This window comes from Desulfosediminicola flagellatus, from assembly GCF_005116655.2.
GTDB lineage: Bacteria > Desulfobacterota > Desulfobulbia > Desulfobulbales > Desulfocapsaceae > Desulfopila > Desulfopila flagellata.
Map to the genome: position 1 here is coordinate 6,689,706 of NZ_CP050698.1, position 16,541 is coordinate 6,706,246.

General features: G+C 44.7%; 13 protein-coding genes and 1 tRNA gene. 8 read left to right on the forward strand and 6 right to left on the reverse strand.

Annotation, left to right across the window (positions count from 1 at the left end; translation table 11 throughout):
- The first annotated feature begins 3 nt into the window (after positions 1 to 3).
- From gcvPA to lipA, 4 genes are all read left to right on the forward strand, one after another.
- On the forward strand, positions 4 to 1,338 hold the full coding sequence (gene gcvPA, locus FCL46_RS27660) for an aminomethyl-transferring glycine dehydrogenase subunit GcvPA (protein WP_136808130.1): 1,335 nt from the start codon (positions 4 to 6) through the stop codon (positions 1,336 to 1,338).
- Entirely contained in the window at positions 1,335 to 2,792 is a 1,458-nt protein-coding gene (gene gcvPB / locus FCL46_RS27665; RefSeq protein WP_136808129.1) for an aminomethyl-transferring glycine dehydrogenase subunit GcvPB, read from the forward strand. The genes gcvPA and gcvPB overlap by 4 nt, the downstream gene beginning before the upstream one ends.
- Before the next feature lie 151 nt (positions 2,793 to 2,943).
- Positions 2,944 to 3,615: a lipoyl(octanoyl) transferase LipB gene (gene lipB / locus FCL46_RS27670; RefSeq protein ID WP_136808128.1), complete on the forward strand. Its 672-nt coding sequence runs from the start codon at positions 2,944 to 2,946 to the stop codon at positions 3,613 to 3,615.
- A 22-nt stretch (positions 3,616 to 3,637) separates the two neighbouring features.
- Positions 3,638 to 4,534, forward strand: coding sequence for a lipoyl synthase (gene lipA / locus FCL46_RS27675; protein WP_136808127.1), 897 nt, complete (start codon positions 3,638 to 3,640; stop codon positions 4,532 to 4,534).
- A gap of 132 nt (positions 4,535 to 4,666) precedes the next feature.
- Here the strand turns inward: lipA and FCL46_RS27680 are convergent, their stop codons facing one another.
- Entirely contained in the window at positions 4,667 to 7,243 is a 2,577-nt protein-coding gene (locus FCL46_RS27680) for a DUF3857 domain-containing protein (RefSeq protein ID WP_136808126.1), read from the reverse strand.
- 503 nt (positions 7,244 to 7,746) lie between these two features.
- Between FCL46_RS27680 and FCL46_RS27685 the strand changes: the two genes are divergently transcribed.
- Positions 7,747 to 10,245, forward strand: coding sequence for a fatty acid cis/trans isomerase (locus FCL46_RS27685; protein ID WP_167505907.1), 2,499 nt, complete (start codon positions 7,747 to 7,749; stop codon positions 10,243 to 10,245).
- A 78-nt stretch (positions 10,246 to 10,323) separates the two neighbouring features.
- Here the strand turns inward: FCL46_RS27685 and FCL46_RS27690 are convergent, their stop codons facing one another.
- Complete coding sequence (locus tag FCL46_RS27690) at positions 10,324 to 10,542, reverse strand: hypothetical protein (RefSeq protein ID WP_136808124.1); 219 nt, start codon at positions 10,540 to 10,542, stop codon at positions 10,324 to 10,326.
- The gene (locus tag FCL46_RS27695) at positions 10,539 to 10,934 is read right to left on the reverse strand and encodes a bacteriohemerythrin (RefSeq protein WP_167505906.1); all 396 of its coding nucleotides are present in this window, start codon (positions 10,932 to 10,934) and stop codon (positions 10,539 to 10,541) included. The genes FCL46_RS27690 and FCL46_RS27695 overlap by 4 nt, the downstream gene beginning before the upstream one ends.
- A 348-nt stretch (positions 10,935 to 11,282) precedes the next feature.
- On the opposite strand from FCL46_RS27695, the gene FCL46_RS27700 reads away from it, so the two are divergent.
- Positions 11,283 to 12,275 (forward strand): VanZ family protein, encoded by a 993-nt coding sequence (locus tag FCL46_RS27700; RefSeq protein ID WP_136808122.1) that lies wholly within the window; start codon positions 11,283 to 11,285, stop codon positions 12,273 to 12,275.
- 6 nt (positions 12,276 to 12,281) lie between these two features.
- Here the strand turns inward: FCL46_RS27700 and FCL46_RS27705 are convergent.
- From FCL46_RS27705 to FCL46_RS27715, 3 genes are all read right to left on the reverse strand, one after another.
- Positions 12,282 to 12,358: transfer RNA gene (locus tag FCL46_RS27705), tRNA-Pro, on the reverse strand.
- Positions 12,359 to 12,515: 157 nt separating this feature from the next.
- On the reverse strand, positions 12,516 to 13,721 hold the full coding sequence (locus FCL46_RS27710; protein WP_136808121.1) for an EAL and HDOD domain-containing protein: 1,206 nt from the start codon (positions 13,719 to 13,721) through the stop codon (positions 12,516 to 12,518).
- 14 nt (positions 13,722 to 13,735) lie between these two features.
- Positions 13,736 to 14,095, reverse strand: coding sequence for a PilZ domain-containing protein (locus FCL46_RS27715; protein ID WP_136808120.1), 360 nt, complete (start codon positions 14,093 to 14,095; stop codon positions 13,736 to 13,738).
- A gap of 308 nt (positions 14,096 to 14,403) precedes the next feature.
- On the opposite strand from FCL46_RS27715, the gene FCL46_RS27720 reads away from it, so the two are divergent.
- Together FCL46_RS27720 and FCL46_RS27725 are read left to right on the forward strand one after the other, a co-directional pair.
- A complete protein-coding gene (locus FCL46_RS27720) occupies positions 14,404 to 15,249 on the forward strand; it encodes an AAA family ATPase (RefSeq protein WP_136808119.1) in 846 nt (281 codons plus the stop codon).
- A gap of 11 nt (positions 15,250 to 15,260) precedes the next feature.
- Positions 15,261 to 16,451, forward strand: a complete 1,191-nt coding sequence (locus FCL46_RS27725) for a vWA domain-containing protein (protein ID WP_136808118.1) — start codon at positions 15,261 to 15,263, stop codon at positions 16,449 to 16,451.
- Positions 16,452 to 16,541: the final 90 nt, after the last annotated feature.

The following is a 16,541-nucleotide window of genomic DNA, read 5'->3' on the forward strand; positions in this document are numbered from 1 at the left end:
ACCATGCGATACTTACCCCACACGCAGGAAGAAATAGCTGAGATGCTGGCTGATGTCGGCAAAAAAAGTCTCGAGGATCTGTTTTGCACAATTCCCGCTGACTGCCGCATGGAGGGTGATATCGACCTGCCGCCTTCAATGACGGAGTGGGAACTGGATGCACACATCGCAGGGCTTGGTGCCCAGATGAAACAGACTCCATGTCATAAGGTGCTGGTTGGTGCCGGAAGTTATAAACACAATATTCCGGTTACCATCGGTGCACTGGCAAGCAGATCTGAATTTCTTACAGCCTACACCCCGTATCAGCCTGAGATGGCGCAGGGTACTCTGCAGGGTATTTATGAGTACCAGACTCTCACCGCCAGGTTGCTGGGGATGGATGTTGCCAACGCTTCCATCTATGATGGTGGTGCATCTCTTGCCGAAGCTTTACTTATGGGACTTCGGATCAAGAAGAAAAAGAAAACGGTTGCTGTATCAAAGGGGATTCATCCGCATCATCGTCAGGTGGTCCGGACGTATCTGCAGGCTACAGAGTTTACAATTATTGAGTTACCGGTTGGTGATGATGGTCGTACAGACCTCAGCAGCCTTGCGGGACAGGATGATCTTGCAGCTGTAGCTCTGCAATCCCCCAATTTCTTCGGCGTAATCGAAGATCTTGAAAAAGCAGCGGATGCCATTCATGGCGTCGATTCTGTTTTTGTCACCTCGTTTACCGAGCCACTTGCCTTTGGATTAATTAAAAATCCGGGTGAATGCGGAGCTGATATTGTCTGCGGCGAAGGCCAGAGTTTTGGTCTTGCTCAGTCGTTTGGCGGCCCGGGTCTCGGTATGTTTGCCTGTAAAGACAAATTTACCCGTAATATGCCGGGCAGACTGGTGGGTGAAACTGTCGATAGAGATGGCAAGCGTGGTTTTGTTCTGACACTTGCCACTCGCGAGCAGCATATCAGGCGTGAAAAAGCGACCTCAAACATCTGCTCAAACCAGGGTGTCTGTGCCATGATGGCCGGTATGTATATGGCCTCTCTTGGTGGAACCGGCCTGCGGGAACTTGCTCAACTTAACTTCAGCAAAGCTGAATATATGAAGAGTGAGCTACGCAAGGCAGGTGCAGAGATTGTCTTTGACAGCCCGACATTCAACGAGTTTTTAGTACGGTTCCCGTCTGATTTTGGACCTGCCTATAAGGCGCTGTTTGAAAGAGGGATCATTGCCGGTCTGAAAGTAGGTAAGTACTACCCGCAATATGATGATTGCTATCTCTTCTGTACCACTGAAACTGTGGCAAAAACAGATATTGATGCGGTTGTTCAGGAGGTGTCGCGATGAAAAATGCAGCTGGAACTTCCGGTTTGATAATGAATGAGCCGCTTCTCTGGGAGAGAGGTAAAAAGGGCCGAAAAGGGATGAGTATCCCGGAACATGACGTCCCAATGGTTCAAGTCGACAGTGCGGTTCAGGGAGCAGGTCCTGATTTTCCTGATTTGAGTGAAGTCGATGTAGTTCGCCATTACACCCGTCTTTCTCAATGGAACTTTGGTGTTGATACAGGTTTGTACCCGCTTGGTTCCTGTACCATGAAATACAATCCAAAGACCAACGAGCGTCAGGCTGCAACACCGGCAATTGCGGGAGCGCATCCGATGCTGGACGACGAATACGCTCAGGGAACGCTCAAAATCATGTATGACCTGCAGCAGTACCTGAAAAATATTACAGGTATGGCGGCAGCGACTCTGCAACCATCAGCAGGTGCCCAGGGCGAATTGACAGGTATGCTGATCTTTGATGCATATCATCGCAGCAAAGGCTCAAAAAGAAATAAGATCCTTATTCCTGATACAGCGCATGGAACAAACCCTGCCAGTGCAGCGCTCTGCGGCTACAAGCCAGTGCCGGTTGCTTCTAATGCTGATGGTGTCCTTGATGTTGAAACAATTAGACAACTGATGGATGAGGAAACCGCTGGAATTATGGTGACCAACCCCAATACACTCGGACTTTTTGAGACGAACATTCGCGAAGTAGCTGAAATTGTTCATGCCAAAGGCGGTTTGGTTTACGGTGACGGCGCTAACATGAATGCCATTATGGGTATTGTGGATCTTTCAAAATGTGGCGTTGATGTTATGCATCTTAACCTGCATAAGACATTTTCTACACCTCATGGCGGTGGTGGTCCCGGTGCCGGACCTGTTTGCGTGACCAAGGAACTTGAAAAATTCCTGCCTATACCACATGTCTTAAAAGATGATGACACCTATCGTCTTGATTGGGATAACCCGGATTCCATCGGTCGTGTTCACGGCTATCATGGTAATTACGGAGTATTGGTGAAGGCGTATAGCTACATCCTCACTATGGGTGCTGATGGTCTGAAAAAAGCGAGCCAGCTTGCTGTGTTGAATGCCAACTACATCAAGGAGAAATTAAAAACTGCACTCTACCTGCCATACGACAAACCATGTATGCATGAGTGTGTGTTCTCTGATGCCAAGCAGCATGAATTGAAGATTACTACCCTCGATATTGCCAAGAGGCTTATTGATTACGGTTTCCATCCGCCAACAGTATATTTCCCGCTGGTTGTTCAGGGGGCGATTATGATTGAGCCCACCGAAACTGAGTGCAAGGAAGATATCGATCAGTTTATTGAGACTATCCTGGTAATTCTCGAAGAAGCAAAAGAGAACCCGGAAATTCTTCACGAAGCTCCGACACGCACGAAGCTCAAACGGCTCGATGAGACGCTTGCGGCACGAAAACCTTGCCTCTGCGGCTGATACTTAAATCTTGCAATTAGGGTAGCAAATATCAGAAAAATAGTACTCATGGAAAGGTGAGCTTCCAAATTGGATATTATGAATGCAACATGTTGTTTTGTAATAATTTAATATTTTTCTGTATTTTGCGTATGCAAGATTTAGGTGATATATGGACGCATCAATCTGCAACCTGGGACTCATGGAGTACCAGGTTGCCTACGATCTACAAACCCGCCTGGTCGACGAGCGACGAACGCTTGAATCAGGAAACGATATTTTCCTGATTGTTGAGCACCCGAGTGTATATACACTCGGCCGTCGCGGCGGGCGTGAATTCCTGATGGTGTCAGAAGAGTTTCTGGCCGAAAAAGAAATTGCTATCGTCCCCATAGAACGTGGTGGGGTAATCACCTATCACGGGCCTGGTCAGCTGGTTATCTATCCTATTGTGCATCTTAAACAGGCGAAAATGTCTGTGGCTGAGTATGTTTCTAAGCTTGAAGAATTGATGATTCGTTTAGCCGCTGATGTTGGTGTAATAGCAGGGCGGGACGAACGAAATCACGGTGTCTGGGTTGGTAATAACAAGATGGGGAGTATCGGTATCGCCATTCGCCACGGTGTAAGCTTTCATGGCTTGGCATTGAATGTTAATCTTTCGCTTGATCCGTTTGGCTGGATAAATCCATGCGGCCTGACCGGTGTACAGATGACATCTCTGTCTGTTGCCGCGGGTGAAGAGATTACTATGGAAAGAGTGTTAAAAAACTTAATCAAACATCTTGAAGATGTTTTTCCATATACATTTACAGAAATATCGCGGGACCAGTTGCCCGCATAACGCGTAAATAGGTGAAGAACTGATGGGTGGGTGCAATCATGGTAATATCAAGGTAGGGAAGCCGCGCTGGCTGAGACGAAGTCTGCCGACCGGACCTGAATATGAAAAAATGCGGCAGCTCCTGAAAAACAATCATCTGACGACAGTGTGCCAGGAGGCTCAGTGTCCGAACCAGTTTGAATGTTATTCAGAAGGCACCGCAACCTTCATGATTCTTGGTGAGCGCTGCACACGTAACTGCCATTTCTGCGCTGTAGAGAATAAACCACTTTCTTTGCCTGATCCTGATGAGCCGGAGCGTGTTGCAGAGGCTGTTGATATCCTGCAGCTTCGCTATGCGGTTATCACTTCTGTGACCAGAGATGATCTTGAAGATGGTGGCGCAAGCCTCTTTGCCGAGACGATTAAGGCGGTAAGAAGGGTACGGCCAAAAACACTTATTGAGGTGCTTATCCCTGATCTGCAAGGCAATTGGGAAGCGTTAAAAACCATAGTTGATGCAGGCCCTGATGTACTCAATCATAATATGGAGACCGTTGCCGATCTCTATCCAAATGTTCGGCCTGAAGCAATATATCAGCGATCTCTTGACCTGATACAAAAAGTCAAAGAGATCAATCCTCAGATGGTAACCAAATCAGGCATTATGGTTGGTCTGGGTGAAACTCGTGAACAACTCGGGAAAGTTTGGGATGATCTGCTGGAATCCGGCTGCGATATTCTTACCCTGGGCCAATACCTGCAACCCTCAAAGAACCATCTAGAGGTTGTACGTTTTGTAGAGCCTGAAGAGTTTGCTGAGTATGAGCAGGATGCGCTCCAACGTGGCTTTGCCGGTGTTGCGGCCGGGCCTTTTGTCCGCAGCTCATATCAGGCGGAAAAGCTGTATAGGAAGGTGCGACGTAAAATCGAAAATTAGAGCATTGTTAATCCTGGTGTATACCTTCAACTCGAAAGTATGAAGTTCTTAATCATACGAAAGATCTTTCTCTTGTTTAACCCGGATTTTTCATCAAATGAGATATCCGGGTTCCCCTCCTCCGCAAATACCCTAAGCTGCACGACCAGAAACAAACGTTGCTTTCACTCTTCGGGATTTCAGGAAATAGCTGACCCAGATAATTGTATAGATGCTCTGGCGGACTATATCGGTGATTGATTCGTCGTTTATTTTTCTGCCATTATTTATGAGCAGTTCAGCCAGAATCGTATCTGCAGTAAGGATTACCAGCCCTGCTATCAGGTAAAGCACAAAAATTCTGGGAAAGGTATTTCGCCGTTTAAAAAAGAGATTGACCAGGAAAAGCGCAACGACAAACAATGCCACGTTGGCGATTATCTCTGAGCTGAGAAGAACCAACATAAGATTTCCAAAACTGTCCTGAATAATAGACCACTGAGTCGCCGAAAATGTTTCAAGAAGGTCTTTGGAATTATAGAGAATGCGAAATGGAGTAATAACGAGTGCGAATCCCGGGAGAATGAGCCAGCCTCCTAACCCCGCAAGTGAGGAATCAATATCTGTCGGGAGCGAATATGGAGGATCATACCTATAGATGAACTTCCATGAGAGTACAATCGAACCGAGTAAAGCAACAACGAAGACAGTAACTGTCAGCCAGTTGATATCAGATATGTCATTCCAGAAATTAGTACCGACTATCGCCGGATCAGGCTTTTGTATCTGATAATCAGCCAGCTCCAGAACTTTATCTATATTTTCGGAATAGCTCTGAATATCTTCAGGCAGAACATGATCTTTAATCGACTCGTAGCTGTATTGTATGATCAGACTGTTCGCTTTAAACGTTACGTTTTTGGTAAAGATAAAGGCTTTATCTTTGATCGTAATGTGTTCATCAGGAAAATCTGCCCCTTCTTCGACCTTGATCCGTGTGGTGTGTGTGAATAGTACCGGATGTGAAACCGAATAGGGCATTGTGCGTTTCAGTGAAGTGACGGCGGAGAGGTGATCATGGATGAGAAAGGGTGAAAATGAAGCATAGACATACTTGCGGTCGTCATATTTTTTCCATATTTTAGGGATTATGTAATCCTCTGTCAGTTCCATCCTGTTTTCGTTTTCTATATCAGTAACTCGCATTTCATCGGCGACCCTGACATCGGGGTAACTTGATGCTGTATAATTCAGATAGGATTTTTGTAATTCGCCAATATTTGATCGTGAGATATCTGATCGAATGGAGTCGGCGTAATAATTAAAATAGTTTGTCGTGATATGGTAGCTTGCTTCGCTACTCTCTTTTTCAGATATATCAAAATCCTCAACTACCGTTTTGCTGTGAACATCGTCTATATAATCCGCCATAGGTGTCAGCTGATGGTTCTGTTCTGAAATAACCAGAGCATAGCCGTAGTCAGGCCTGTAAAGAGTTCGAAGGGTTCCGCGTTGATAATTCAGGGTAGGGTCGAGCCAGTAGTTTTGACCATCCACAGAGACAAGCACAATCACATGATTAAAGGCCTTTGGCGTCGGTAAATTGTCGTTAAGGCGTTTGCCGCTATAGGTGTTAACGAGAGCAATATCGGCATGTGCGCCTGCCATGCGCAGAAGACTGACCAGTAATCTCGACTTATCTTTACAATCTCCGAAACGCTGCCGTATTACCAGGTCAGGATGATTGGGTTTATGAGAACGGATACCAAGCTCGATTCCTAGATAGCGGATGTCATCCTGAACGAATCGCAAAATTGCCAGAATACGCTCTTCAATTGAGGCGGATTCTGTAAGAAGTGTGTCGAGAAGATCCTGCTGGGCTGTTGAGGGTGTGTATTCACCATAAAGCGGTTTAGCCCATTCTATTACTTCCTGCCAGTTTGAGAAATCGCTCAGGTGGATGACCGGGTACGGATTAAACCATCCCGGGAGATTATCGTCTGCAATCAGCGGAGGAATCTGTTCGCTGTGCCAGACATATTCGATATAGTCTGCATGGTCGGTTGTGACTGCGTTAATTTCGGTTCGATGATTTTTTATATCAAGTGGTCGGGAATGCGGCCAGAGAAGGCGATAATGCAGGTGCTCAACAGGAACTCCCCATTGCATCTTGAGACGGGCTGTGAAATGATCTGAAAATACAGGATTCATGCCTTGAATCGAATAGCTGTACTCGACAGTGTCACCAACCCTGATATCTTCCAGAAATATGTTCAGGGTTTTGGCACCGTCATAAATCTGGTTCTCAAGATCTCGTTCGCGCTGGATAACATCCATCCTCGCACGATTAATTCTGTCCAGCCTGCTGCCGTTACGATGAAGAACTATTGAGTGCAGTATTACAGATTCATATGCCGGGTCAAAAGAGATTGTTATCTGTGAAATGTTATCAACACCTGATGTGTTAAGTGATTTGCTGATATAGTGGGCATAATATTCCTGATCATTCTCGGTAACATTCCATTGATTATCTACGAGAATATACGCGACTCCGTTGCTGGCGTTGTTGTGTGGAATGCTTTCCTGTGATGGGGGAGAAATCGGCTTGACCCAGGTCGGCGGTTGGGCGATACGATATTCTGCTGCGACTGTTGTTGAGCCGTTTAAAAATAATCCTACAAGTAAAAGAAGTGTAAGAACTCTAAAGCTTCCGCGGATTATTGTACTCACTCAGTTATCCCCCCGAAAATATAGCTCTCTCGAGCTTCTGCTACGAATTATTGACCAGAAAAAGAAAATGGCACCATTGCCAAGGACTAACCGTAAGGCGTTTATGGAGTTCTGGATGGTGAATGTCCGCTATGTCTGCCAGATAATACGATATATTGCAAATAATTGTTGCAAGTTACATGGATAATTGTTTGAGGGCTTACAGTTGAGGGTGCTCGGTGTAATGAACCTGAATAACGGTTTTCAAACAACAGCTTAATGATTTCAGGTAAAGACAAACTGTAGGCTTGAATAAGGTGTTTGTCGCGCAAGTATCTAAATTATATATGAAAAAAATTGCAAGTTGGGCTTTGTGGGGGTAGGGTTGGCCGGATAAGAAGGTTCCTGACAATATTTCATATAGTTGTGTCTTGTTGAACGTCTGCTGTTTTGCGAGGGTTCAGGTCGTAGACGTATCTGTACCCGTAGAGCAATAGTGCATGTGTAGCTTAAAAGGAGAAGAGATGAACAGAATCATTCTGGCTATAAGTGTCCTTATTACAATATCTTTAGTAGGCTGTGCTTCGCAGGCACCTCCCGAGAAAATCTACGAGTTTACGCCGCCTGACGGGCTGGTAAGCTATGAGCACGATGTTAAGCCGGTGCTCAAAAAACGCTGTGTTGTCTGTCACTCCTGCTACAACTCGCCCTGTCAGCTTAAGATGACATCCTGGGAAGGGATGGACAGAGGAGCGAGCAAGAAAGATATCTATAACGCGCAGCGCTTAAAAACTATGGACCCAACACGATTGTTTGTTGATGCAGAAAATACTGAAGAATGGCGGGAGAAAGGATTTTTCAGTGTAAAGCCGGAAGCGAATGCGAAAATACCGACGGAATATGAAGATTCCATCATGTTTATGCTGCTTGATCATAAACGTAAAAAGCCGGGGCTGATTTCGAAATGCCGGGACGAAGCAACCTTTAATTCTGAAGATGACCTTACCTGTTCCGAAACTACAGCTGAGGTTGATCATTATCTGAGCAAACACCCCAATCGGGGAATGCCTTTTGGTTTTCCTCAACTGAAGAAGAGTGAGTTTGATACCATCGTCGGCTGGTTGAGCCAGGGTGCTTCCGGTCCTGACGAAAAAGAAGAGAAAGCGTTAAAAGAAGTGCCTGAACCTGACCGGATATGGATAGATAAATGGGAGGAGCTACTTAATCTCCAATACGCCAAAAATGAGATGACAGCCCGGTATCTGTATGAACATCTCTACCTTGCTCATTTAACCTTCAAAACAGGTTCCGAAAATTTTTATGAGCTTGTGCGCTCAACAACCGAGCCCGGTGAACCAATAAAGATCATTGCAACGACACGACCATATGATTCTCCCGGTACTCCCCGGTTTTTTTACCGCTTTAGAAAAATACACTCGATCCTTGTTCATAAAACCCATATGGTCTTTCCAATGGATCAACGTCAGTATGACAGAGTGAATGAGCTCTTTATTGAAAAAGATTGGGGGCAAAGAGCGTACACCCAGAGCTATGAAAAGGAGTTGAGCGCTAATCCGTTTGAAGTGTTTGAACAGATCCCTGTTCATTCGCGCTATGAATGGTTGCTTGATAATGCCCGCTACACGCTTATGACCTTTATCAGGGGCCCTGTTTGTAAAGGACAGGTAGCGCTCAACGTGGTTAATGACCAGTTCTGGGTGCTTTTTATGGACCCTGATTACGATGTATCAGTTCAAGATCCTCAATTTCTAATAGACCAGTTTACCAATCTCAGAATGCCGGCAGAAGAAGGAAGCCAGTTTCTGCTCTTCAAATCACTGATGTTCTGGAAAAAGAAGTATAAACGGTGGTCGCATAATTACTATAAGGCACGCCAGAATGCGTATGCTTCAACCTATCCTGAGGGAATTGGGGTTGAGGCTATATGGAAAGGCAACACGTATGGTGATCGGCCATACGATGAGCCGGTACTGACTGTTTTTAGACATTTCGACAGTGCTTCTGTGCATCGAGGTGCACGTGGAAAACTGCCTAAAACAGCCTGGGTGATTGATTATCCAATACTCGAGAGAATCTATTATTCGCTGGTAGCTGGTTTTGATGTGTATGGGGTTGCGGGGCATCAGTTGAGTACGCGGCGCTATATGGATGCCTTGCGAATAGAAGCGGAAAGTTCATTTCTCCAGTTTATGCCAAAGGATAAACGCCAGGAAATAATGAATAGCTGGTATAAGGGCAAATATTGGGGCGAACTGGATTATCAGAAAACAGCGATGCCTGCAAAATTCCCATTTGCCGCTGGTGATCCCAAACGACAATTTCTCGAAGAAGTGGTGGAGAAGCATATTGCTCAGTCTGTCAAAGATATAGCGTTTGATCATAATTACCTGAGAGAAGGCGAGCAGTATCCCAAAATACCCGATAGCTACACGGAGACTCAAGACTATATTGATGGCTTTTTATCTATCGCTTCCAAGCAATCATCGTTTTTAAAGCATGTTAACGATCATAACGCCAATGTTGCCTGGGTGAGAATCCGGAAGACAGATGATACTGATTTGATTGTTTCTATGGTTGCCGATCGCTGGCATGATAATGTTAAAATCATTTATGGAGAGAAGCTTGCTCTTGATCCATCAAAGGATTCTGCTGATTTTATAGAAGGTTTTGTTGGAAGTTATCCGAATTATTTCTTTGATGTTAAAGCTGAAGATCTTCCGGATTTTTTTGACACGCTCCACAATTATGATGGAAGCAAAGTCGCTGTCTGCCGTCTTGAAAAATACGGGATTAATCGAGCTGAAGATAAATTCTGGGACGTGTATGACTGGTTTCAGGGGCAGTTTTCAGCTCCTGGCAAGGAGCCGTCAGATCCAGACAAATATGATGATGGTCAATATGGCATAGTCGATTTGAATAGATACTACTCGTTGGCTATGAAGAAAGATCTCTACGAAGGTGGTACTCAAGAGACATGTGAGCAGAAGTATCGAAAACCCTGAATGCTGGAGTCTAAATGAGTAATCTGATGAAAAGTTGCTTCGAAACAGGAGGAGCAACTTTTTATCAATTTTTCAGAACTATTTGCCAGCCGCTTCAATTCGTTTTTGATTACACTGTTCAAGCGTAATCAATTCTTCCGGTGAGGGGCCTGGCTTTTCTGCCAGGCGTTTCTTGAGCTTGATACAGTCATCTGAAGTGTCTTTTTCTGGTGATAATTCTCCTGTTGAATAGAACGTGAACGCAGCGAAGACAATCCCTGCCACTCCTATCAAAGGATAGACTCGTCTCATCATCATGAGGTGAACGTTCGTTTATCTTCAGTTGCTGTGTGATGCATAAACCATGATTCAATGAGTTTTAGCAGTTCAGAGTTAAGGATGATGTCGCCTGCGAGAATGAGGCGGTACTGGTCATACACTTTCTGGCTGAATTCTTTGTGCATCCGTGCGTGTTGGACTTTTTGGGCGTAGTTCATGATGTCCATCAACTTTTCTTCAGTTGTGAAATGCAGGTTAGTGAAGTCAAGAATTTCCTTGAGAGTTTGTTTCTGGATCTCACTGTTTTTCCAAGGCTCCCCGGTGAGGAGTTGTTGCTCAAGTTTATTGAAAATCCTTACCCACTCGTGATGCTGTTGATCAACTTCCGGTTGGCCGACATTATATGAGTCGTCCCAATGTATCGGTGACATAGTTCTCCTTCGATTCTTACAATATCTCAGAAAATTTATTACCTTCCTCAACATGCATTATATCATGAAAAATATACAATCACGTAGTCTTGTTGCTTGAGTGTCTATTCCACTCTATCTGCGATAGATTACAAATGATCCCGGATGTAGATCTGATACATGTAAACGGTTTTCACTTTCCAGGTGAATGTCAGGGCGTGTCAGAACCTGACTTATGCTGTTCACAGATCTGTAACTGTACGACTTATTATAAAAAGACGTTGCATCAATGTTTTGTCAGGTCTAGAGTTGTGATTGTGTAATTGTACATGTTGAAAATCTGATAAGCTAACCTGGCGAGAGAATCTGGTGAATGAAACAAAAGAAACAGTGGAATTATCTATAGACTGCGACGCGCCAAAAGGGTTGAGATTCGAGTATCGAGCTGTACTTTTATTGATCATTCTTCTCCTTTCAGCACTGTTTTTCATTGGACGGCCGGCTCGCTCTATACGCTCTTTTGTAGAGGCATGGAATCTCGGGCATATCATCTATTTTGCTCTGTTCCCATTACTGCTCCAGCAGATTCCATCAATTGGTGAAATTCGGACAGTCAGAAAGGCGGGAGTATATGTCATTTTTACCATAGTCTACGGCCTGCTTGTTGAGTTGTTACAGCATGGCTTTGGTAGATCTCCTGATTTGGGTGATATGGTGCGCAACATGATTGGAGCCGGTGTTGCTCTGTTTTTCATCCTTCCTGTCAGAAAAACTATCCCCCTTCATATGCTCCGGGCGCTTCAGGTGGCTGTTTTGCTCGCAGTAGTTTACCAGTGTGTCCCGACAATAACTGCCCTTACTGATGAATTTCAGGCTCGTCGGGCCTTCCCTGTTCTTTCGGATTTTCAAACATCGCTTCAGCTGGATCGATGGAGCAGCACGTCTGAAATCAGCATGGAAGGGGAAGAGGGAAATCCCGAAAACATGATATTACATGTCAGGCTGACAACTGCGAAATACACAGGAGCATCACTGAAATATTTTCCAGGTAACTGGCAAGGCTATGATTCCGTGCAGTTTCGAGTTTTTAACCCGTTAACCGAGAGTCTGAGCGTTATTTGCAGAATGCATGATGAGCAGCATGAAAAGGGAACATACCACGCTGCTGATCGATACAATCAGGGATTTGTCCTGAAGAGCGGTTGGAATACTATTACAATAGATTTAAAGGATGTTGTGCATGCACCAGAGAATCGTATAATGGATGTGCGCAAAATGAGGAATATGAACATCTTCGCCATGGACCTGAAACGTCCCCGCGATATGTTTATTGATGATGTCAAATTGCTTAAAGGGCATTAGTGGAAGTGGTCGGGATGAGAGGATTTGAACCTCCGACCCCATCGTCCCGAACGATGTGCTCTACCAGGCTGAGCCACATCCCGACCTTGGGAGATCACCGGAAATATCCGGTCCATTCAGGCTGGCAACATTAGCACGGGATTTTGGATAAATCAAGAGGTTCGTTTTCAGGATAGTTCTATATATTTATTATAGTTGGAGGTTGATTCTGATAGATTGCGGATCTTCCGTGAAAATTGTCTATGACAAGCCGTTGGAGTATTGCAGGGCTTTAAGATACATGTCCGCCACATGGTTTTCATCAACACCTATTTTCGAGAAGTTGCTGGAGAGAAGTCTATCCTTACCGCGCTCGTAGTATTGAACGATATCGAGAAAAATTGCATAAGGTCCCAGCTGACTAGTCAGTGCTGCCTGGACATTCGGCGATAGAGGGAGTTTATCCATTATCTCATTCATTGGGGTATCGAGCATCACATCTATAAACGAGAAAAGACCCATCATAAAAAGCTCAGATGTATCAAAATTGTCAGTTGCTTCTTCGCCCAGCAGTTCGCAGAACTTTGCGCGCACAAGTGCCATTCGGATCAATTCATCCGGCTTGTCGCTGGCCAGTTCTGATATGATTATCAGGATGATGAACCTTCGAAGTTCTTTCTCTCCCAGATAGGCAATTGCATGTTTAACAGTTTTGACTTTTTGCAATCGATAAAAATAGGCTGAATTCAAAAAGCGAAGCAGTTTGTAACTTATTGCCACATCCACTGAGATTATTTTATGTAGCCGTTCAAGTGTGGTTGTTTTCTGGGTCACTTCTGCGAGCAGGTGGACCATGCTTATTTGGGTCGCAGCAAGTTCCTTGATTTTAATATTTTCAGGTTTACTGAAGAAAAAACCCTGGAAATAGGAGAATCCCATCTTGCTTGCCTTGCTGAATTCATCGATTGTTTCGACTTTCTCTGCAAGGAGTTTGACATTAAATCTGCGGAGCTGATAGAGCATCTTGTGTAGTGTATCCACAGGTGTGAGTCTGAAATCGATTTTAATAATATCAGCAAGTTCAATGAGCGGATCCAGGCTTTTATCATAAATGAAATCATCAAGAGCAATCGTGTAACCCTGCTTATGCATAAATCTGCAGGCATCTATAACTTCTGGAGTTGGCATCACATCTTCAAGAACCTCAATAACAACTTTTCTTTTTGCAAAAGATAGGGGGATTTTTTTAACAATCAGGTCTTCTGTAAAATTAATGAAACAGGGTTTGGTGCCTGAGATAATTTCTATCCCTTCGGTGAGGAAGGCGCTGGAAAGCAGGCTGGTGGTCGCACGTTCGCCATTGACACTGGTAAGTGTCGTTTCTTTTGTTCCCCTATAGAGGAGTTCGTAAGCATAAAGCTTTCTATGAATTGTGAAAATAGGCTGGCGTGCAATGTAAAAATCCATATGATTCAAGCTGATTAGTCAGCGTTTTTTTGTGCTTTTCTCAGGCGGTTTTCTTTGGCAAAGAAAATGGTTAGACGTTGTTTTATTTCCTCAGCGAGATTGAGGAAATGTAAGCCAAAGTTATTGTCTTCTACACGGATGACCTTAGCCTGGATCTGAACTGGATTTTCCGGGTCATCAAGTGCTATTGCAAGGAGTAACTTATCATCTGCCATGAACGGGGTTGTTGCACCGCTAATCGCGCATCCATTGGATGAAATATTGACCAGACGGGCCTCACCATTCTCATAGTCTGTCTTGTAGGTGAGTGGTCTGTCATACCCTGAGAAACGAAGGGCACTACGTTTCGATGTGGTTGTCTCTTTAGTAGCCATCAGGCTGTCTGTTATGTGCTGTATAGTATAGGCCTTCGCCAAATGAATAGATAAATACAATATAAAGGATAGGGTATTCACTGATGAATTGCAAATCACATTCAACACTGGAATGCGTGGCAAGCTGAGCCTGAAAGATTATATATCCGGGAATGTTGACTGTGCATCTATGTTATGTCAGGTGTCATGGACGGTGACTATGCGTGAAAGATCTGGTTTTAAAGAATTAATTGTTGACAAATATAGCCATAGCTGATGAGTAGAATGGAGCGCGAGGAGAACAGGGAATCTTTTATATGAGGTGAACGATGGAGCTCAACCGTTTTAGTGGTGCAAAAAATTATGTGTTAGATGAAGAACTGGCAAAGATAGTCAATATTTCAATAGCGCTGGAGATGCCGCTATTGCTCAAAGGGGAGCCGGGAACAGGAAAAACCATGCTGGCTCACGCGATTGCGAAATCACTTGATATGCAGTTGATAATCCTCAATGTGAAATCGAGCATGAAGCTGATTGAGGCGTTGTATCAGTATGACACCCTGACTCGCTTAAATGATAGTCGATTCGGAGATTCAACCCGTAATGTCAGTGATATCAGCGAATATATCAGAATGGGTAAAATCGGCCAGTCATTCACAGCTACATCCCGCTGTGTTCTGCTTATAGATGAAATTGATAAGGCTGAGACAGAATTTCAGGATGATATGCTCGACGTTCTCGACCAGATGCAGTTTGATATCATGGAGACGGATGAAGTGGTCCAGGCGAAGCAGAGACCAGTAGTTATAATTACCTCCAACGCCAAGAAAGATCTGTCTGATCCATTCCTGGGGCGATGTAACTTTCATCATATTGCCTTTCCAGAGCCGAAAATGATGCGTAAGATTTTGGGGGCACATTTCCCCGATCTGCACAGTAAACTTGCTGATAATGCCATTCAGGTATTTTACGACCTGCGCAGAATTGACGGGATTGAAAAAAAACCGGCTACGCGTGAACTCATTAACTGGATTCGAGCCCTGCAGGCTGACCCCGATTTTGCGCATGGTGACAGGCTTCATAAAGAGATTCCTTACCTTGGTGTACTGTTCAAAAAAAGTGGTGATTATGAGCGGTCGTCAAATGTGGTTTTGAAAAAACGCTTCTTCCGCTAAGGGAGGCTAAAGTGTTTATACAATTTTTTTATACTCTGCGGGATGTCGGTATCCCGGTAAGTCCAACAGCATTTTTGCGCTTTCATCAGGCAATGCAGAGCGGGCTGGTAAATTCGATAAATGATTTTTACATAACAGCCAGAACAATTCTGGTTAAGAGTGAAAAGTATTTCGATATGTATGACCGTGTCTTCGCCCACACCTTTGAAGGTGGCGAACTGATTGCGCCGGACGACGAAGAGTTTGATCTGCTGGCTTCAGGTCTGTTGCAGCAATGGCTGAGTAATCCGAAAGAACTTGCCAATGCGCTTGGTGTCGACGAAAAAAAACTGGCGGGAATGGGACCTGATGAACTCCTGGAATATTTCAAAAAACGTCTGCGTGATCAGGATGGCAGGCATGACGGTGGATCAAAGTGGATTGGTACCGAGGGCACCTCTCCGGTTGGGCATTCAGGGTATCATCCCGGCGGATTGCGGGTTGGTGGTGTATCCGGCTCTAAATCGGCCATAAAAGTTGCAGGTGAACGGCGCTACCGTGAATACGCAACTGATGGCCCCCTGACACGGCACACCATAGGAGAGGCGCTTAAACGTCTGCGGAATCTTGTACCGCAGGGAGTAAAAGATCGCCTCAATGTGGATGAGACAATCTATCGCACGGTAAAAAACGGCGGAGAGATTGAGCTTATTTTTGAGCGCGGTATTGTTGATCGGCTTAAGGTCGTGCTGGCAATAGATAATGGTGGCTGGTCAATGGAACCGCATGTGGAAATCGTCCAGACCCTTTTCACATATGCGGCTGCCCAGTTTAAAGATCTGAAAACCTATTATTTTCATAACACTATATACGATACTCTCTGGAAAGATCCGGCCAGAAGAAAACATCCTGTTTCGGTTGACAGCTTAACGCGACTCGATCCTGATACCAGGCTGATTATAGTTGGTGATGCATCTATGGCACCTTATGAGTTGATGTCGGCAGATGGTTCTATTTATGCATTTGAGAGGAGCGGTCAACCAAGTGTAGAACGGTTGAAACTGTTAGCGGATACGTTCAATCATGCGATCTGGCTCAATCCTCTCCCCGAGCGAAACTGGCCTTACACTCAAACTGTTAATGTTATTCGTAATATCTTTTCGATGTATGAACTCTCTTTAGAAGGGTTGGAACAGGGGGTTATGGAGCTTATGCAGAGATAAATTGTAACTATCCAGCAGTACACCACCTGCTCACGATCAAGGCCGTGCAGCTACAGCACGGTTGAGCAGTTGCAGCATGGAGTAGATTCA

Bases quoted from the DNA above. Each gene is read 5' to 3' on its own strand.
- gcvPA (WP_136808130.1), top strand. From the start codon at position 4: ATGCGATACTTACCCCACACGCAGGAAGAAATAGCTGAGATGCTGGCT.
- gcvPB (WP_136808129.1), top strand. From the start codon at position 1,335: ATGAAAAATGCAGCTGGAACTTCCGGTTTGATAATGAATGAGCCGCTT.
- lipB (WP_136808128.1), top strand. From the start codon at position 2,944: ATGGACGCATCAATCTGCAACCTGGGACTCATGGAGTACCAGGTTGCC.
- lipA (WP_136808127.1), top strand. From the start codon at position 3,638: ATGGGTGGGTGCAATCATGGTAATATCAAGGTAGGGAAGCCGCGCTGG.
- FCL46_RS27685 (WP_167505907.1), top strand. From the start codon at position 7,747: ATGAACAGAATCATTCTGGCTATAAGTGTCCTTATTACAATATCTTTA.
- FCL46_RS27690 (WP_136808124.1), bottom strand. From the start codon at position 10,542: ATGATGATGAGACGAGTCTATCCTTTGATAGGAGTGGCAGGGATTGTC.
- FCL46_RS27695 (WP_167505906.1), bottom strand. From the start codon at position 10,934: ATGTCACCGATACATTGGGACGACTCATATAATGTCGGCCAACCGGAA.
- FCL46_RS27710 (WP_136808121.1), bottom strand. From the start codon at position 13,721: ATGGATTTTTACATTGCACGCCAGCCTATTTTCACAATTCATAGAAAG.
- FCL46_RS27715 (WP_136808120.1), bottom strand. From the start codon at position 14,095: ATGGCTACTAAAGAGACAACCACATCGAAACGTAGTGCCCTTCGTTTC.
- FCL46_RS27720 (WP_136808119.1), top strand. From the start codon at position 14,404: ATGGAGCTCAACCGTTTTAGTGGTGCAAAAAATTATGTGTTAGATGAA.